Below are 18486 nucleotides of genomic sequence, written 5' to 3'. Positions count from 1 at the left end.
TACGAAGATTCCGAATTCATTAATCAATTTTTTCCAAAATGCTTCTCACTGGTGCTGGCAATCCTTGCGCCATGGCATCTTGTTGGCTGAACCATTGGTACTTATCACCTTCCATTACCATTTTCATGTCGGTAATTTGAATTTGGCTTGGCGAAATATCCAAATGATAATGACTAAAAGTATGTCTAAAAGATGACAAAGGTGTGACAGCGGCGACCTGCGTAGCAAATCGTTGCTCAATATGCAGCACCACAGATTCTTCTGACGCTAGCTCTGGCAAACTCCAAAGCCCACCCCAAATTCCAGTAGACGGACGTTTTTCTAATAACCACTGCCCTTGTTGATTGGTCAACACCAACAGCTGAATACTCTTCTCTGGTTTGGCGGCTTTTTTCGGTTTACGGATAGGAAACTGTGTTGGATCTTGAGTAAGGCGAGCTTGGCAATCGCTTTGTAACGGACAAAGCAAACATTGTGGTTTTGAGCGTGTACACAGCGTCGCACCTAAATCCATCATGGCTTGCGTATAATCACCACAGCGTTCACTCGGCATATAGTGCTCTGCCAGATCCCACATGGCATTTTCAGTTTTTTTCTCACCTGGCCAAGTTGGCACCGCGTGAAAGCGTGCTAACACACGTTTTACATTGCCATCTAGTATTGCCGCTTGAACACCACGAGAAATCGATAGAATCGCTGCGGCAGTAGAACGTCCAATGCCAGGTAACTCACAAACGCCTTCGACCGTCGATGGAAACTCACTGTCGAATTCATCCACAAGCATTTTGGCCGCCTTATGCATATTGCGCGCACGAGCGTAATAGCCTAAGCCACTCCAATGCGCCAGCACTTCGTCTTGCTCAGCATTGGCCAAGGCTTCAACCGTTGGGAAAGACGACATAAATTTATGGTAATACGGAATCACTGTTGTCACTTGCGTTTGCTGCAACATGATTTCAGAAATCCACACACGATAAGGTGTTTTGTTCTCTTGCCAAGGCAAGCTTTTACGCCCGTACTCATCAAACCACGTTAAAATACGGGGCGCAAAATTTTCAACTGGCTGCATTTATTTCTCACGTAACAATATTCTAAACAATCCACGTCTTAATCGATCCGTGATTAGAACAAGTTCTTTAATTTGTCTTTCAGCTTATCTTTAAGCCTTTCTTCTTCCGCTTTACGTTTTTCTTCTAGTTTGGTTTTCACACGTGCTTTTTCTGCCTCAGCTTTTTCTTTTAGTCGCGCTTTTTCTGCGTCGGCCTTAAGTTTCAGCTCATCCTTTGCCAAGTCAGCAAATAAGTTCCCGAAGCCTTTTATATCAGGACGACATAAACCAGCAGGGTCATCACTAAATTGTCCCTTACAGACAATAGGAAATGCCAACTTAGTCACTTTCTCATTAACATGACAGGCCTTATCTAATTCGCTGCCCGCGATACCCACATTCGCTTGGTAATCTAAAGACGAATTTGGCAGTGACACCACACCATCGCCCGTCACCTGAATACCCGCAGAGCTTATTTTTAAACCAGGAGTTGAAACTCGCCCATTCACAATATGAGCAGGAAAGCGCATGGTTTCAAATGGCGTATCAGGACCAAACTGTTGATCATCAATCTTATCTTTACGGATCGCTGCTATGCCTTCGCATACGGTTTTCGTTAGGTTGGTTCCCACCAAAGCGCCGTTTTTAATATCAATCAATAAATCGCCTTGCAATGATGACATTAGCGCATCGACTGTATTGCCTTTAGCACTTAACTCACCATTTAGATAAGTCGCACCCGCAATTTTATTCATGTCCATAAAATCGACTAATAAAGGCTGAATTTGCACACCATCAATGGCTGGTATCACATCTAGAACTGGAGTTTTACCTCGTACATCTAGATTCACCTTTGACGACACACTCCCCTTGTACAAGGAAGCACGAAGTGGAGAAACTTTTACCAGACCATGAGACTGAGTCGAGTCCAATTCAATTTTGTCTATCTTTAACTTCTTAACGATAAGATTCTCAAACACCACACCCACATGACCGTTTAAAGTGCGGATCAACTCCACAGGGATTAAATCCTCTGATGCTGCAGTCGTTGCCGTATCTGCAGTGACCGGCGGCACTTCTGCGGTATTTTCTTCACTTTTTTCGACTGGGGTTGGCAAATAACGATCAAGATTTAAGTTCTTACCAGCAACACTGACGTCCCAACGCAAAGGGGATAAATCCACCACCGCATTGGCTTCAATATTGGTATCATCCATGGCGATAGAAATCGGCTGCGCTGTAATCGAATCTAAATTCCCTTCTAGGGTTATGTTGGCACGCGCTTTGGTTAACGCTGTATCGTCAGACATATCTGGCAAAGGCAAATTTAAACGTGTCATTAAGTAACGAGGATTAAACTCTCCAACAGACAATACAGCTGAAAACTGAGGTTCACTTAACACTTGATAAGCTTGAATTTTTGCATCGACATTGACACCCAGCACACTTAATGCCAAGCCTTCCACTAAGACATTTTCTTGAGGTAAATCAAGATCAACATTGGTGGCGCTAAGTTTCGCGCTTATTGGGCTAGCCGGTAACAAATCGCTTTCAACTTCGCCAGACAAAACCAAAGAGTCTAGAGACAAGGATTCTCTTTCAGGAAAAACTGCAAGATTGGCGTTTAACGTCGCTTTCGCCTTAACTGGTGACTTTCCTTCTAAATCGCTTTGTGTCACGGCGATGTCCATCACCATAGGCCAAGCTTTATCCCATTGAACATCGTTTAACTGTACATTTAGGGTGGCGTTAATAAGCTGTTTAGCTTGCTCATCGCGATATTGCACTTGTGCATTTTCGATGCGTAGTTCATCTAGTTGTATGTCGGGTAATTTGATTTTCTCATCAGTATTATTGGGTGCTGTATTGGCCGTCACGTTGGCAGTATCAGCTGCGCCTGAGGCTTTTGGCGTATTAGCGGCATTGGCCGCTGGCGTGTTGTCAGGCAAGTCTAGCTGCCAATTGCCTTGGCCTTGGGCGTTTTTATTTAAACTAGCCTTTAGGTTAACCAGATTGACTTTGTTAACCTGAATTTTACGCTCAAGCAAAGGCAAGATAGCCAAACCAAACTCAGCGCGATCAAATTGTAAAATTTCAGGGTCAGAGCCGATAGCAACGCCTATGTCCTCCAAACCAAGACCAAGCCAAGGAAAAAATGACCAACTGATATCGCCATCCAAACGCAAGTTAACATTGGCTTTTTCTAAGGCAACACTTTTTAGCTCGTCTTTAAAATCATTTGGATTAACGAACAACATAACGTACGCCAACAAAAGAGCAATGATGGCTAATAATCCAGCCACCAACAGTGAAAGTCGCTTTATCCAAACCATGACAAACCCCTTAAAAAGTGTGGTACTACAAGTGCGCTCAACTTGGCTAGAAGCCTACCTAAGATTGCACTCAATATCGAATATATTGCCATATCATAGCATTCGAAGTATGAGTTTATCGATGCAATAGAGACAACTCATCAAAAAACACACAGACAAAGCATAGAAGCTAAAGAGCCCACGTTCTATAATGGGGAACTTATGTCATGCTCTTATATAAAAACGTGGCGACCATTCGTCACCATCACTGTGGAGAAACCAATCAATGTCCGATCGCATTGCCAGTGTCGAGCGTAATACGCTTGAAACTCAGATCAAGGTATCGATTAACTTAGACGGTACCGGTAAATTCAACTGCGTCACAGGCGTTCCTTTCCTTGACCATATGCTTGAGCAAGTAGCACGTCATGGTCTGATTGACTTAGACATCCATGCAGTTGGCGACCTTCACATTGACGCTCACCACACAGTCGAAGATTTAGGTATCACCTTAGGCCAAGCTTTTGACATTGCCGTTGGCGATAAAAAAGGCATTAAACGTTACGGCCACGCTTATGTTCCTTTAGACGAAGCCTTGTCTCGCGTAGTGATCGACTTTTCTGGTCGTCCTGGTTTAGAAATGCACGTACCTTTTACTCGCGGCTCTGTTGGCGGTTTTGATGTGGATTTGTTCTCTGAATTTTTCCACGGTTTTATCAACCACGCCAAGGTGACACTACACCTAGACAATCTTCGTGGTAAAAATACTCACCACCAAGCGGAAACCATCTTCAAAGCCTTTGGACGTGCATTACGCATGGCTTTAGAAGCTGACGAACGCATGGCTGGGCAAATGCCTTCCACTAAAGGTTCTTTGTAGGATTCTCTTAGTATGAGTAATAAGAGTACGGGTGACATGAAAAAATCCACAGTCGCAGTGATCGATTACGGCATGGGCAACCTTCACTCGGTTGCCAAAGCCCTTGAACACGTCGCTGACGAAAATACTTCTGTGATAGTTACAAGCGATCCTGCGGTGATTGATGCTGCAGATCGTGTTTTATTGCCAGGCGTTGGCGCGATTCGTGATTGTATCGGTGAAATGTACAATGCTGGACTGGTTCCTAGCATTCGTAAAGCCATGGCGGAAAAGCCATTTCTTGCTATTTGTGTCGGCATTCAATCTTTGATGTCTCATAGCGAAGAAAACGGCGGTGTAGATTGTTTGAACCATTTCCAAGGCAATGCTTTATTCTTTGGTGAGAAGCACACAGATCATGATGGCAGTAAACTTAAAGTGCCGCACATGGGCTGGAATCAGGTTAAACACACAATAAATCACCCTCTTTGGGCGGATATTCCTGACAACGCTCGCTTTTATTTTGTACACAGCTTTTATGTAGTACCTGAAAATAAAAGCGAAGTCGCTGGTACTTGTGACTACGGTTTGGAATTCTGTGTTGCGCTCGCTAGAGACAATGTTTTCGCCGTGCAATTCCACCCAGAAAAAAGTCATAAAGACGGTCTTCAGCTTTATAAAAACTTCCTTCACTGGGACGGCAAACCATAACAGTGAGCCATCGAGTTATAGAAGCATATTAGATTCTAGGAGCGCCATTTTATGGGCTTAGCAAAACGTATTATTCCTTGCCTTGATGTGGACAATGGCCGCGTTGTTAAAGGCGTTCAGTTCGTCGATATCCGTGACGCAGGCGACCCAGTTGAAGTAGCAAAGCGCTACAACGAGCAAGGCGCCGATGAGATTACTTTTCTCGACATCACCGCTAGTTCAGACGATCGTGAGACAACGGTTCATATGGTCGAAGCCATTGCCAGCCAAGTGTTCATTCCTTTGACTGTTGGTGGTGGCATTCGCACCTGCGAAGACATTCGTCGCATGCTAAACGCGGGGGCAGACAAAGTCGGCATTAATACCGCTGCGGTGTTTAACCCAGAATTTGTTCGTGAAGCCGCACAGCGCTTTGGCTCCCAATGTATCGTTGTTGCCATTGATGCGAAAAAAGTCAGTGCACAAGGCGAGCCAGATAAGTGGGAAATTTTCACTCATGGCGGCCGTAAACCAACTGGGTTAGATGCCGTTGAGTGGGCAAAGAAAATGGTTGAGTACGGTGCAGGAGAAATTCTGCTAACCAGTATGGACCGCGACGGCACTAAAAACGGTTTCGATCTGGGTGTCACTCGCGCCATCAGTGAAGCGGTTCATGTACCTGTTATTGCCTCCGGCGGTGTTGGTAATTTGGATCATCTGGTCGATGGTGTGATTGAAGGCAAAGCAGATGCCGTATTGGCAGCGAGTATTTTCCATTTTGGCGAATACAGCATTCAAGAAGCAAAGCAACGTATGACCGATGCTGGCATTGAAATGCGTCTTTAATCCACTCCTCTAGTGACAATTGTCGGCCTAAAGACCGACCTACAGGTTATTTGATTTTTGTAGGCCGGTCTTTAATACGACAAATTTCTTTTATATATGTTGGGGAAGTCAGCATTTTTTGTGCATGGGAAATCTGTTGCTTGCTGCGAATCAACTCTGCCGAGTACAATCCGTAAAATTTAATTTTGCCTTATTCAATAGAAGGAAGACTTCTTGACCACCTTAACCGATGCTTTGCAAGCGCTGGCAACTCATTGCCAGCAAGCCGCGACGACTTCTGCACTCACCTTTCATCGTGGTGTAGAGCGAGAAGCGCTACGAGTTGACCGTACTGAAGGCCATATTTCGCATAAGCCTCACCCGAAAGCATTGGGCTCGGCACTGACTCACAGTTCTATCACTACAGATTATTCCGAATCTTTGATGGAGTTTATTACTGGTGTTCATCCAAGCGTTGAAGGTGTCATTAAAGAGTTAGAAGACATTCACAACCTAGTCAATCACGAACTTTATAAGCAAGATGAATGTTTATGGCCAGCCAGCATGCCTTGTTATTTAGCGGGTAACGAAGATGTTCCTATCGCGTATTATGGCGAATCAAACACAGGCAAGCTAAAACGCGTTTACCGCGAAGGTTTGTCTAATCGTTATGGTCGTATCATGCAGTGTATCGCTGGCATGCATTACAATTTCTCTTTTGATAAAGACTTCTGGTCTTTCTTGGAAAGCTACAAAGGCAAATCCAATCTTTCAAAAGCTGAAAAACAAGCCTTTCAATCAGATAGCTATTTCGCCTTGATCCGAAACTTTCGTCGTAGCTCTTGGATGTTGTCACTATTGTTCGGGGCGTCTCCAGCGATAGACGAGAGCTTTTTACCGAAAAAGCCTGATAGCCTAAATACTCTTGAAAAAAACACTTGGTTTGGCCCAAAAGCCACCTCGCTTCGCATGAGTGATCTTGGTTATCAAAACAAGGCTCAAGCGGATTTGTACGTGTGTTACAACGAAGTTGAAACTTACATCAGCACAGTAAAAAAAGCCTTGCAGACACCATATCAGCGCTACCAAGATATTGGTGTAAAAGTTGATGGTCAATATCGCCAACTTAATAGTAATTTATTGCAGATCGAAAACGAATATTACAGCGACATTCGACCAAAACGCGTGACTCAACCTGGCGAACACCCAAGCGCAGCACTACAAGCTAGAGGTGTTGAATACATTGAAGTGCGTATTATGGATCTAGATCCAAGCTCTTCTATCGGCATGCAATCTTCGACTTTGTATTTCATCGATGTATTCTTGCTTTACTGTATGTTGCGTGGCGATGAACAACTAGGCAGTGCTGAGTGCAGCCAACTTCGTAAGATGCAGCAAGAAATTGCATCTCACGGCCGCGACCTAGATATGGACTTTGATTTCGGCCAAGGCCCAACCAAACTTCGTACGAAAGCAGAAGACATGCTGAACTCACTCGCTGAAGTCGCGGAATTTTTGTCTAATAAAACAGGCAATCCGGCTTACAAACACGCAGTAGAAGTTCAACGAGAAAAATTAAGCAATGAAACGCTACTGCCTTCCGCTCAGCTACTTGAGCGCAGCAAGGCACAACAAGGCTATCAAAATGCCATGTTAATGCTATCAAAAGAACAGCAAACAGAATGGATGTCTCGCCCTTTATCCGATGAACTGACTCGTGAGTTTATGGAAAAAGCAGAACGCTCGTTACGAGATCAAGAAGCGATTGAGGCGGCAGATGAAGTGGACTTTGATACCTTCCTCGCGGCTTATCTGACACCGCAGTAAATCAAGTTTTTAGAACTGGTAGACATAAAAAAGCCTCATACGAGGCTTTTTTATTTTCTTCATATCATTATGCGTTTGGCGAAACTGGAATCTCTTCAAGATTATCAAGCACTAGCCATTCAGCGAGCTTGATACGCAAAACATCCACACCATCGCCATTCAAAGAGGAGAAAGTCTGAACAGAACCATCAACACCTAGGGTTTTAAGGACCTTCTGCACAGCCAACATAGTGGATTTAGCTGGTCCACGTTTTAGCTTGTCAGACTTGGTTAACAGCACATGAACTTTCATGCGATTTGATTTTGCCCAATCCAGCATCATTTCATCAAATTCTTTTAATGGATGACGAATGTCCATTACCAAGACAACACCTGCTAAAGAACGACGATTCATCAAGTAATCTTGCATATGTGCTTGCCAGACTTTTTTCATGGCAATTGGCACTTTAGCGAAGCCGTAACCTGGAAGGTCAATCAAACGACGATCATCAACATTCAAACCAAAGCAGTTAATCAACTGTGTACGGCCAGGTGTTTTTGAAGTACGAGCCAGTTTTCTTTGATTCGTAAGAGTATTTAATGCTGTAGATTTACCAGCATTCGAGCGACCTGCAAATGCGACCTCGACACCTTGGTCTAAAGGACACTGAGAAAGTTTCTCTGCACTCTTAATGAAGTGCGCGGATTGGAAAGTGGAGTCAAAAGGGGTCATAAGTTGATATTCGTCAATAGATTCGGATTTGCATTCAGGTTTATTTCAATTGCTGTATATAATGCCAGCAAACATGAAAATATGCCATGTTAAACTCAGTTAGCCGCCTCTATAACGGACAAATGAACACAATAGAGGCAAGGATTTACAAAACAAGACAAATAACGACCGAACAATTGATTTCAATAATGTAAGTTTTATGTAAACTTACTGGAAAATTAGAACCTTAAGTCTTTGATGGAATCGTATTCTGTTGTAATTCTGTGCATGATGTAAGAATACCTTTATAAGTTAACAAAACCATTAATTCGACTAGGAGTCCCCCATGATAAAGCTGTTTTCAGCACTAGTACTATCTCTTCTCATCCCACTGACAGCCGCTGCTGCTGAATACAGTGACGGTAACGGTTATACCACCATCAAAACGCCAGTTCGTACCAGCGACCCAAGCAAGATCGAAGTAACTGAGATATTTTGGTACGGATGCCCGCATTGCTACAAACTAGAACCTATTACTCAAGCTTGGAAAAAAGACCTACCAAGCGATGTTGATTTTAAATTCCTGCCAGCGGTGTTTGGACGTGGTTGGTTAGCGCACGCTAAGGCTTTCTATGTTGCTGATTTATTAGGTATAGAAGATAAAATTCGCGCAGATCTTTTTAACGCTATCCATGTTGAACGTCGTAACCTAAACTCAGAAGATGCGCTGGCCGCTTTCTTTGCTAACTATGGCGTCAGCGAAGACGAATTCCGTAAGCAATTTAATTCTTTTGCTGTAAATAGCCGTCTTAGCCAAGCCGATGCAAAAATACGTGCCTACGGCGCTCGTGGCGTACCAGGACTAATTGTGAACGGTAAATACTTGGTAAGCGCAGAAACTGCAAATGGTAATGAAAACATCTACAAAGTTGTTGATTTTCTTATAGAAAAAGAACGTCAAAAATAATAAAAAAATGAGGCGATATGACGGAATCATCGAGTAACAAACTGATAGAAGCGTTACGTAAAGCCGTTTCCAGAACAAGTATGTTAGCTGAAGGGAACGATCCAGAACTTGATTCCGTTGTTCGCCAAATTCGCCAAGCCATAACAAAGGGCGCGAACGCTCAAGAAATACAAGATGTACTCAATAATGCTGAGCCATTGCTAATTAAAAGTGACGAAGCTCAAATAAGCAGAGCGAAACAAGTTCGAAATACCTTACAAGAACTTATCGATCTACTTGAAAGACAAGATAATAAAAGAGTTCCCCAAAACGAGAAAAAGCAGCTTGAAGCTCAAATACGCTTACATTGGCAAGCATCTTCCCAATGGCCTCATCTCCTAAAAGGCTTTTTGTCATTAGCAGAAAAAACCTTAACTCAAACTGAGATAAGCCAACCAAAGAATTCATTGTTCAAACGTTTTTTTAATCGTGATATAGAAAATAAGTCACAGAAAAACGACCAAGAAATCATGATGCAAATTAGCCATACACTTGCAGGGTTAATGAATAACTTATCGCTACCAAGTCACTATGACGAAGATATTGTCGACTTAAAGAAAGCACTATTAGGTAACAACAACCTCCAGCAACTGCCAGGTCTACTCGATGAAGTTATCAACTTAATCATGATTGCCATCGGCAAAACACAAGAAAGCCTGACCAATTATCTTAATCAGCTAAACAAACAGCTCGCCAGCATCAACGAATCCATTACCAGTAGCTACCGCTCACAAAAATCGTTATCGGAAAGTCGCGAAGGCTTTAGTAATAAGTTACAAGTGCAGGTCAGTGATACATCTCAGGCAGTACAAGATGCGAACGATTTAGACAGCCTCAAAACGCTTATTAGCGAAAGGCTATCAACTATTTCGAGCACCATGACAGAATACAAAACACAGATGGTAGAGCAGGAAAAACATGCGACTCAATCTATCACCTTGCTTAAAAATAAAGTAACGCGAATGGAAAAAGATACCGCCTCATTGCGTTCGCTATTACAAGAAAAGCTCGCTCAAGCAATGACAGACTCATTAACCGATTTACCAAATCGCACAGCGTATCAAGATGCAATTCTTCCTCTGTGCAAAATCATGCAAAAAACCCAAAAGCCTATTTGCTTAGCGGTCTGTGATATCGATCATTTCAAAAAAGTAAACGATACTTGGGGGCATCTTGCTGGTGATAAGGTATTGCGCCTAGTACCAAAACAAATACGCAGTGTTCTACAAAAAGAAGACCTGATGTTCCGTTACGGTGGCGAAGAGTTCGTTATTGCTTTTCCTGATACCACGCTAACACAAGCAGTTGAACGCGCCGAGGCTATTCGTCTTGCCGTAGCAAAAACACCATTTAACATGCAAGGCGAGCCCGTTTCTATTTCAGTTTCAATTGGCATATCTGAACTTCAGACTCAAGAAGAACCAGAAGCCTTGTTCGCCAGAGCGGACAAACAGCTCTATTTGGCCAAAGAAGCGGGACGAAATAGAGTCATGGCAAATAAATAGTTTAAGTAAAGCAGTACCAGAGCTTTGCTGTCGCGGTTACAATAACCACTTACATTGAACGCAACGCTGTCAAACATCGATAAAGCGATTAAATCAAGCTTTTCAATAAGGCTATTCAATAAAGATAATGGCGAGCGATGCCGCCACTAGGATGAAGTAGTTTATGCAAGACGATCAGAAAAAAACCACCGACTTTGGCTTCAAAGAAATCCCAACTGATGAGAAAGTAAAAGCCGTCGCGCAAGTTTTTCATTCCGTAGCCGCAAAATACGACATTATGAATGATTTGATGTCCGGTGGTATTCACCGTCTCTGGAAACGACACACTATTAGTCAATCCGGTGTTCGCGCAGGCAACAGCGTCCTAGATATCGCTGGCGGCACAGGTGATTTGACGGTTAAATTTTCTCGCCTTGTTGGTAGCGAAGGCCAAGTTATCCTTGCCGACATCAACGACTCCATGTTGAAAGTTGGCCGTGATAAGCTCGCCAATCAAGGCATTGTTGGTAACGTAAAATTCGTTCAAGCCAATGCTGAAGCACTTCCCTTCCCTGATGACACTTTCGACTGCATTACCATTGCCTTTGGTTTGCGCAACGTCACTGATAAATCTAAAGCCCTTGCCTCTATGTATCGCGTATTGAAGCCCGGTGGTCGTCTATTAGTTTTGGAATTTTCTAAGCCAGAATCAGAACTTTTGTCTCAAGTTTATGATCAATACTCTTTCCGACTACTACCTGCAATGGGCAAATTGATTGCAAATGACGCCGACAGCTACCGTTACCTTGCCGAATCTATCCGTATGCATCCTGACCAAGAAACCCTGAAAGGCATGATGGATGAAGTCGGATTTGAACGCACCAGCTACCAAAATTTAACAGGCGGCATTGTTGCGCTTCATAAAGGATTTAAATTCTAGCCATGTTGATCAGTACTTTCCGTTTACTGCGCATACTCTATACAGTAATGCGTTTTCGTCTTGATGTGTTTATTCCATTCGCTATTTTGCCTTGGTATATTCGCTACACGCTTGGCCTTGTTTGCTCAATTGGTCGCAAGCGTGCCAGCAAAAATAAAGGCGAGCGCCTTCGCTTGGCATTAGAATCTCTTGGCCCTATTTTTGTTAAGTTTGGACAAATATTATCAACACGCCGAGATTTGCTAGACGATGATATCGCCGATGAACTGGCGAAGCTGCAAGACAAAGTGCCAGCCTTTCCAGGTCACATCGCTCAAGCTATTATCGAGAGAGATTTAAAAGCACCGGTTTCTGAACTGTTCGCTGAATTTTCGGCAACGCCTCTCGCCTCTGCGTCCATTGCACAAGTCCATACGGCTAAATTGCATTCTGGCGAAGACGTGGTTGTTAAAGTGATTCGTCCGAAAATTGAAAAAACCATCAGTAAAGATATAAGCTTGCTCTACACTTTGGCGCATCTTGTTGCTAATTTGAGTGCTGATGGTCGTCGCTTAAGACCTGTAGAAGTCGTAACTGATTATGAATACACCATTCTTGATGAATTAGATCTTGCCAAAGAAGCTGGTAACACAGGCTTGCTACAACGCAACTTTACCAATTCAGACTTACTATATGTGCCGCAAGTCCATTGGGATTACAGTCACCGAAATGTCATGGTAATGGAACGTATATCTGGGATTCCAGTAGCAGATATTGCCGCTCTTAATAAAGCCAATGTGGACATGAAGTGCTTAGCAGAACGTGGTGTAGAGATCTTTTTCACACAGGTTTTCTCGCATAGTTTTTTCCATGCAGACATGCATCCAGGCAATATTTTTGTCGATGCAAGCAACCCACAAAAACCCAAATATATCGCTATTGACTGCGCCATTATGGGCAGCCTAGATGACGCAGATAAAAGCTATTTGGCGCGCAACTTGCTGGCGTTCTTCCAGCGAGATTATCGCATGGTGGCAGAACTTCATGTTGAAAGTGGCTGGGTACCTAAAGGCACGCCAGTACATGCCTTCGAATCTGCTATTCGTAGTGTTTGTGAACCTATGTTTGCCAAACCGCTGAAAGACATTTCTTTTGGGCAAGTACTGATTGGTTTATTCCAAACCGCACGACGCTTTAATATGGAAGTGCAACCCCAGTTAGTTCTATTAGAAAAAACACTGCTAAATATTGAAGGCTTGGGTCGCCAGCTTTATCCAGACTTGGATCTATGGGTAACAGCTAAGCCCTTCCTAGAACGCTGGATGCGAGAACAAATGGGGCCAAAACGCGTGATGGAAGAAGTCCGCAAACAAGCACCACAATGGGCAGGTCAATTACCACAAATTCCGAATTTAGTATTTACTGCATTATCGCAAATGTCGCACCAAGAAGAGCGTATGCAAGCGCAGACTGTGGCAATAGAAGAACTGGGCAAGGAACTGAAAAAAGGCCGACAAAATACGCCTTTCCGATTACTAGGAATATTAAGCTTAGGTGCTGCTTGGGTTATTACTGACCCTGCTTCTTTAACCCATATAAAAGACGCTGATTTAACCAGTTTAGGACTGTTTTTAGTAGGACTTTACCTGCTTGTCTTAAAACCGTAACCTTTGAGAGACTATAATGAAATCCGACGTATTGGCTGAATTAGCAGCCACACTAGAACAACGTAAAACCGCAGCAGCAGACTCTTCTTATGTTGCTAGTCTACACGCAAAGGGATTAAATAAGATCCTTGAGAAAGTAGGCGAAGAAAGCATTGAAACTATTATTGCAGCGAAAGACGCGGTAATCTCAGGTGATAAATCCGATTTGATTTATGAAACTGCAGACCTATGGTTTCACACACTTGTCATGTTATCTCATTTAGATATTGGCCCAGATGCTATACTTGATGAACTAGCACGCAGATTTAACTTGTCTGGCTTAGACGAAAAAGCCAGTCGTACCAAATAAGCAGTAGGAGTAATTTATGTTAGGCGGAATCAGTATTTGGCAATTATTAATCGTTTTGGCCATTCTTGTACTAATTTTTGGTACCAAAAAACTCAAGAACCTCGGTTCTGATCTAGGTGGTGCAGTCAAAGGCTTTAAAGAAGCAGTAGATAAAGACAGCAGTGCCGAAGAAGAAAAAACAGCCCAGCATAAAGTAATTGATGCTGACGTTAAAAAAGACGATAAGAGCGCCTAATCTGTGTTCGACATTGGCTTTTCTGAACTGCTTGTTGTTTTTGTCGTTGGTCTTTTGATTCTTGGCCCTGAACGCTTACCCCATGCCGCGAAAACGGCAGGACTATGGGTTCGTAAAATTCGTCGCAGTATCAGTTCAGTGCAAAGAGAAATTAATGCACAACTGGATCATGAAGAGCTGCAACAGAAAATTAACGAGACCAATCAGCGCCTTTTGAAAGAAGGCCAAGCGATTCAAAATACCATTACTCCCTACCCTGAAGGTTACGACACAAAAAGGGATGAATTAGAGTCCACGAAAACCACCGAGAAGCCGAAAGCAGAAAAAATAGCTCCGGCACCTATTGAAAAAGAAGCGCCACTATCCATGACGGATGAATCAGCAACAGCAGATAATGCGGACTCAGCTAAAGCCCAATTGACGGACGAAATCGAAAAAACGCCCGAAACGACGACTTCTCGAACCTAACTATTATTTAAACTACGCGCGGACATGTGACGCATTATGAGTACAGATTCTTCCAATCAAGCACCACTTGTCGCTCATCTTATCGAGCTAAGAAATCGTTTATTAAAGTGTGTTCTGGCGATACTTATCCTCTTCATCGGCTTATATTCTTTTGCCAATGATTTATATCTGATTGTCTCTGAACCACTACGACTGTTACTCCCGCCTGGTAGCTCGTTGATTGCAACAGAAGTAGCATCACCCTTTCTTGCGCCACTCAAGCTAACCTTTGCCGTCGCTGTACTAATATCGGTTCCTTATACTCTTTTTCAGGCTTGGTCCTTTATTGCACCAGCTCTGTATAAAAACGAAAAACAAATTGCGATTCCACTATTGGTTTCCAGTATTTTCCTTTTTTATGCTGGCGTTCTGTTTGCGTACTTCGTCGTTTTACCATTGATTTTTGGCTTTTTCACGACTGTCGGGCCTGGTGAAGTGACCGTTATGACAGACATTAATAACTACCTGAACTTTGTCTTAAAACTGTTCTTCGCTTTTGGCGTGACCTTTGAAATACCTGTTGCCACCTACTTACTTATTAAGGCGGGTGTCACCACAGTTGCGACGCTCTCAAAGAAACGCCCCTATATTTTTCTAGGTTGTTTCGTTGTCGGCATGCTCATAACGCCACCTGATATTTTTTCGCAAACCTTGCTGGCTATCCCAATGTGGCTATTATTCGAACTTGGACTCATTGCTGGCCGAACTGTAAAGGTTGTGGTTGATGGTAGCGAAGAAAAAGAAGAAAGCGAGAGATCCAAAGCAAGCCAACAATAATACCTTCATTCACACGCTATACGTAAAACGCTTAAGACTAATCCCTTAAGCGTTTTTTATTGCCATCAAAAAACGAAAAACATCATAAAAATAAACAAAACACTGTTTCAATTATTTCCCTTCAGCTATATTCTTACCTTGAACAAAAAGTGATCTTTTACAAAAAGCAGTAAAAGCACCACAACACCCAATCAAGATAAGAATAAAAATGTGAGGGATAACAATGAAACACTCTATTGCAATAGGCATAGTCGCCACTGTCGGTGTACTACTACCATTTCAATCTCATGCAACTGGCTTATATCAAGCTGTCGTATCACCCACACCAAAAGCAGGTGAATACAGTAGCATCAAGGATGCTCTCAAAAACGCTCCCGAAGATGAAAGTACTTACAGCGTATATATCAAGCCTGGACTCTATAACGAACAAGTCATTATTGATCGCGATAACGTGCACTTTGTTGGTGCTGGACGAGATAAAACTATCATAGCCAAAGCCATTGCAGCGGGTATGAAAGATGATAATGGCAAGAACATAGGCACTTCAGGCAGTCGAGTCGTCGAAATCAACGGCAAAGATTTCGCGGCGCAATCCCTGACCATTCGCAACGACTTTGACTACCTCACAAACGACGCTAAAGCCAAAGACGATCCAAGTAGAATCAAGCAAACTCAAGCCGTCGCCTTATTGCTTGGTAAACAAAGTGATAGATCAACCTTCTATGACGTGTCTCTAGAAGGCTTTCAAGATACCTTTTACAGCAAAGGTGGCCGAAGTTATTTCAATAACTCTCGCATTAGCGGCACTGTCGATTTTATTTTCGGCAACGGCTTGGCGGTTTTTGATAATAGCGACATAGTCGCACGTTATCGCCCAAACAAAGAGCTTCCTTTAGGTTATTTAACAGCACCAAGCACTAATGACAAACAAGCTTTTGGTTTAGTCTTCATCAACAGCCGCTTGATCAAAGAAGACGGCCGCGTTCCAGCAGCTAGCTACGCTCTTGGTCGCCCTTGGCACCCAACCACTACTTTCCAAGATGGTCGTTATGCCGACCCGTTTGCTATGGGCTCGAGCACCTTTATCAACACAGAAATGGATGATCACATCTATGGCTGGGATAAAATGCATGGCAAGGACATCAATGGACAATCTATTTGGTTTACACCTGAAGACGGTGCGCGTTTTAGTGAATATAAAAGCTATGGAGCAGGCGCGTCAAAACAAGGCTATCGCCCTCAACTGAGTAATAAAGAAGCCGCTGAGTTTACCATTAATAACATGCTTGATGGCTGGCAGCCGATTTTTCTGGCCACCCAAAACACGACTATCAAAGGCATTGTAAGCGCCCATCTAATGAAATTTCCAGCCCAAATAACCTTGAGCGATCAATATGGTAAAAAGGCATCAACCACTACAGATAGACATGGAGCTTATCAACTTAAAATAAAAGACTTCATCCCGCCTTTCGTCGTCTCCGCAGCTGAACAGAACTCTGATTGTTTAAGCAATAACACATTACGCGGAATATGCATGGCTGCCCTCTATGCTCCGAGCAAGCCACAACTCGAGCAAAACATTAATATCAATATTAATCCGTTTAGTGACCTAATTTTATCGGATACAGCAACGGCATCGGGTTACTTAGGACCTCAACAAGTTGTGTCCTCACCAAACCTACCACTCGCCTTTTCGGCAATAGAATATGCTTTGTCTGTAGCGCGTTTTCATCAAGGGTTTGATGACAGCTTAAAAGAGTTAGGGTTACCAAAACATTTCGATCCGGTACATTATGAGCCTGAGTGGCAATCAGCCTTTGCTCAATTAACACAATGGCTGTGGAGCAATCGAAATTATCAAACTAAGACTGGCGAAGTGGCTGATAGCACTTTAATGGATCGCTTTTTTCAACCTCTACTCGTCCCTGATTTAAAAGGAAAAGTGACCGAGTTTGATCTCAATGCTACTCAAAATAAACAGCAGCAGGTAGATCTCGCTCCACATAGAGTATTTATCATTGGCGACTCGACAGCGTCAAATTACCCACAAGTCGTTGCCCCACGCATGGGCTGGGGACAAACCTTCCAAGAAAATTTTGACGCCACGAAAGTACAAGTTATTAATGGCGCACAATCTGGCCGTAGCTCTCGCTCCTATTATAATCAAGGCTGGTTTCGCTACATCAGCAGCATGATGCGTCATGGAGACTATCTATTTATCCAATTTGGTCACAATGACGAAAAATGTGACGCGAGCAGCGCTGGACGCGGCCCTCACGATGTCGCCAACACCTGTACCTATCCGAATGATGCCAATGGCCAAATACAAGCACCAGCAGGCCACGAAAGCCTTTCATTCCAGCGTTCACTAGAGATCTTTATTGACTATGCCCAGTTACATCAAATCACACCAGTTCTATTAACGCCCGTAACTCGGGTGAAAACTATGAAAGGAAAAGATAAATTCATTGTAATTTCTACTCACCTTACTAAGCAAAATAACACCAAAGGATTTGCCTTTATTGGCAATTATAGCCAAACCATTAAAGACACAGCCCAAGCAAACAGCTCGATTTTATTAGATATAGAAACACGTTCAATAGAGCTTGCTAATAGACTAGGAGAGGATAAGTGGAAAGATTATTGGTTAGCGGTCGACCCAGCTAAATACCCTTATTACAAAGACCGAACCGGTAGATTAGATAAACCAGATATTACCCATTTCCAAGAACAAGGCGCTAAAGCGGTTGCGAAATTAGTCGCTGATGAAATCCAAAAAACACCAAAACTAAAAGCATTATCAGAATCAATAAACAATTAATCCAGCATAAAAGCTTAATCTAACATAAAAGTAACGGGGCCATCATTGGTAAAAGACACCTTCATGTCAGCACCAAAACGCCCCGTTTCAACCTTGTCATACTGAGTACGAACCTTATTCACAAAGTCGTTAAATAAGCGCTCTCCTTCTTCGGGAATAGCCGCCGTGGAAAACCCTGGACGTAAACCTTTTTTAGTTTCAGCAGCTAAGGTGAATTGCGATACCAGTAAAACACTACCATTAGCTTGCTGAACATTTAGATTCATCTTGCCATCTTCGTCACCAAACATGCGGTATTTCAATAGCTTATCAGCTAATCGCTGTACATCATCTTCCGTGTCACCTTTCTCTATACCGATCAATACAAGCTGTCCGTGATCAATCGCACCAATGGTTTCACCATCAACGACAACGCTTGCGTTTAAGGCTCGTTGCACTAAGACTTTCACCAACTTCTCCCCAATACTTG

At 43.1% G+C, this 18486-nt stretch carries 17 protein-coding genes; 13 read left to right on the top strand and 4 right to left on the bottom strand.

The features are described from left to right. Positions 1–19: 19 nt before the first annotated feature. Both mutY and CYL31_RS03760 read right to left on the bottom strand, forming a co-directional pair. A complete protein-coding gene (gene mutY / locus CYL31_RS03765) occupies positions 20–1069 on the bottom strand; it encodes an A/G-specific adenine glycosylase (RefSeq protein WP_212917641.1) in 1050 nt (349 codons plus the stop codon). A gap of 53 nt (positions 1070–1122) precedes the next feature. Beyond that, positions 1123–3381, bottom strand: a complete 2259-nt coding sequence (locus CYL31_RS03760) for an AsmA family protein (protein ID WP_212917640.1) — start codon at positions 3379–3381, stop codon at positions 1123–1125. Positions 3382–3646: 265 nt separating this feature from the next. On the opposite strand from CYL31_RS03760, the gene hisB reads away from it, so the two are divergent. From hisB to gshA, 4 genes are all read left to right on the top strand, one after another. Continuing rightward, a complete protein-coding gene (hisB, locus tag CYL31_RS03755) occupies positions 3647–4240 on the top strand; it encodes an imidazoleglycerol-phosphate dehydratase HisB (protein WP_072838962.1) in 594 nt (197 codons plus the stop codon). 12 nt (positions 4241–4252) lie between these two features. Next, positions 4253–4930 (top strand): imidazole glycerol phosphate synthase subunit HisH, encoded by a 678-nt coding sequence (gene hisH / locus CYL31_RS03750; RefSeq protein ID WP_212917639.1) that lies wholly within the window; start codon positions 4253–4255, stop codon positions 4928–4930. Between the two features lie 51 nt (positions 4931–4981). After that, positions 4982–5755 (top strand): imidazole glycerol phosphate synthase subunit HisF, encoded by a 774-nt coding sequence (gene hisF, locus CYL31_RS03745; protein ID WP_212653523.1) that lies wholly within the window; start codon positions 4982–4984, stop codon positions 5753–5755. Between the two features lie 213 nt (positions 5756–5968). Beyond that, on the top strand, positions 5969–7561 hold the full coding sequence (gene gshA / locus CYL31_RS03740) for a glutamate--cysteine ligase (RefSeq protein ID WP_212917638.1): 1593 nt from the start codon (positions 5969–5971) through the stop codon (positions 7559–7561). 67 nt (positions 7562–7628) lie between these two features. On the opposite strand, the gene yihA is transcribed toward gshA, so the two are convergent. Further along, on the bottom strand, positions 7629–8273 hold the full coding sequence (gene yihA, locus CYL31_RS03735) for a ribosome biogenesis GTP-binding protein YihA/YsxC (RefSeq protein WP_212917637.1): 645 nt from the start codon (positions 8271–8273) through the stop codon (positions 7629–7631). A gap of 325 nt (positions 8274–8598) precedes the next feature. Between yihA and CYL31_RS03730 the strand changes: the two genes are divergently transcribed. From CYL31_RS03730 to CYL31_RS03690, 9 genes are all read left to right on the top strand, one after another. After that, entirely contained in the window at positions 8599–9219 is a 621-nt protein-coding gene (locus CYL31_RS03730; protein WP_212917636.1) for a thiol:disulfide interchange protein DsbA/DsbL, read from the top strand. Between the two features lie 17 nt (positions 9220–9236). Next, entirely contained in the window at positions 9237–10763 is a 1527-nt protein-coding gene (locus CYL31_RS03725; protein WP_212917635.1) for a GGDEF domain-containing protein, read from the top strand. A 163-nt stretch (positions 10764–10926) separates the two neighbouring features. After that, the gene (ubiE, locus tag CYL31_RS03720) at positions 10927–11682 is read left to right on the top strand and encodes a bifunctional demethylmenaquinone methyltransferase/2-methoxy-6-polyprenyl-1,4-benzoquinol methylase UbiE (protein WP_212917634.1); all 756 of its coding nucleotides are present in this window, start codon (positions 10927–10929) and stop codon (positions 11680–11682) included. Positions 11683–11684: 2 nt separating this feature from the next. Next, positions 11685–13328 carry a ubiquinone biosynthesis regulatory protein kinase UbiB gene (ubiB, locus tag CYL31_RS03715; RefSeq protein WP_212917633.1) on the top strand — a complete coding sequence of 548 codons (1644 nt, stop codon included), beginning with the start codon at positions 11685–11687 and terminating at the stop codon, positions 13326–13328. Positions 13329–13344: 16 nt separating this feature from the next. Then, entirely contained in the window at positions 13345–13677 is a 333-nt protein-coding gene (locus tag CYL31_RS03710; protein ID WP_011978573.1) for a phosphoribosyl-ATP diphosphatase, read from the top strand. A gap of 16 nt (positions 13678–13693) precedes the next feature. Further along, on the top strand, positions 13694–13912 hold the full coding sequence (gene tatA / locus CYL31_RS03705) for a Sec-independent protein translocase subunit TatA (protein ID WP_212917632.1): 219 nt from the start codon (positions 13694–13696) through the stop codon (positions 13910–13912). A gap of 3 nt (positions 13913–13915) precedes the next feature. Further along, entirely contained in the window at positions 13916–14380 is a 465-nt protein-coding gene (tatB, locus tag CYL31_RS20685) for a Sec-independent protein translocase protein TatB (RefSeq protein WP_249411684.1), read from the top strand. Positions 14381–14416: 36 nt separating this feature from the next. Continuing rightward, a complete protein-coding gene (tatC, locus tag CYL31_RS03695) occupies positions 14417–15196 on the top strand; it encodes a twin-arginine translocase subunit TatC (protein WP_212917631.1) in 780 nt (259 codons plus the stop codon). A 223-nt stretch (positions 15197–15419) separates the two neighbouring features. Beyond that, the gene (locus tag CYL31_RS03690; protein WP_212917630.1) at positions 15420–18017 is read left to right on the top strand and encodes a pectinesterase family protein; all 2598 of its coding nucleotides are present in this window, start codon (positions 15420–15422) and stop codon (positions 18015–18017) included. 14 nt (positions 18018–18031) lie between these two features. On the opposite strand, the gene dtd is transcribed toward CYL31_RS03690, so the two are convergent. Continuing rightward, complete coding sequence (gene dtd, locus CYL31_RS03685; protein WP_212917629.1) at positions 18032–18466, bottom strand: D-aminoacyl-tRNA deacylase; 435 nt, start codon at positions 18464–18466, stop codon at positions 18032–18034. Positions 18467–18486: the final 20 nt, after the last annotated feature.

The sequence above is a fragment of the Marinomonas sp. A3A genome (assembly GCF_018336955.1).
GTDB lineage: Bacteria > Pseudomonadota > Gammaproteobacteria > Pseudomonadales > Marinomonadaceae > Marinomonas > Marinomonas lutimaris.
Note: the sequence above shows the minus strand (reverse complement) of the source record. Positions and strands in the feature narration are given on the sequence as shown.

Bases quoted from the DNA above. Each gene is read 5' to 3' on its own strand.
- CYL31_RS03730 (WP_212917636.1), top strand. From the start codon at position 8,599: ATGATAAAGCTGTTTTCAGCACTAGTACTATCTCTTCTCATCCCACTG.
- hisB (WP_072838962.1), top strand. From the start codon at position 3,647: ATGTCCGATCGCATTGCCAGTGTCGAGCGTAATACGCTTGAAACTCAG.
- mutY (WP_212917641.1), bottom strand. From the start codon at position 1,069: ATGCAGCCAGTTGAAAATTTTGCGCCCCGTATTTTAACGTGGTTTGAT.
- ubiE (WP_212917634.1), top strand. From the start codon at position 10,927: ATGCAAGACGATCAGAAAAAAACCACCGACTTTGGCTTCAAAGAAATC.
- hisH (WP_212917639.1), top strand. From the start codon at position 4,253: ATGAGTAATAAGAGTACGGGTGACATGAAAAAATCCACAGTCGCAGTG.
- tatC (WP_212917631.1), top strand. From the start codon at position 14,417: ATGAGTACAGATTCTTCCAATCAAGCACCACTTGTCGCTCATCTTATC.
- CYL31_RS03725 (WP_212917635.1), top strand. From the start codon at position 9,237: ATGACGGAATCATCGAGTAACAAACTGATAGAAGCGTTACGTAAAGCC.
- hisF (WP_212653523.1), top strand. From the start codon at position 4,982: ATGGGCTTAGCAAAACGTATTATTCCTTGCCTTGATGTGGACAATGGC.
- ubiB (WP_212917633.1), top strand. From the start codon at position 11,685: ATGTTGATCAGTACTTTCCGTTTACTGCGCATACTCTATACAGTAATG.
- CYL31_RS03760 (WP_212917640.1), bottom strand. From the start codon at position 3,381: ATGGTTTGGATAAAGCGACTTTCACTGTTGGTGGCTGGATTATTAGCC.
- CYL31_RS03690 (WP_212917630.1), top strand. From the start codon at position 15,420: ATGAAACACTCTATTGCAATAGGCATAGTCGCCACTGTCGGTGTACTA.
- tatA (WP_212917632.1), top strand. From the start codon at position 13,694: ATGTTAGGCGGAATCAGTATTTGGCAATTATTAATCGTTTTGGCCATT.
- CYL31_RS03710 (WP_011978573.1), top strand. From the start codon at position 13,345: ATGAAATCCGACGTATTGGCTGAATTAGCAGCCACACTAGAACAACGT.
- yihA (WP_212917637.1), bottom strand. From the start codon at position 8,273: ATGACCCCTTTTGACTCCACTTTCCAATCCGCGCACTTCATTAAGAGT.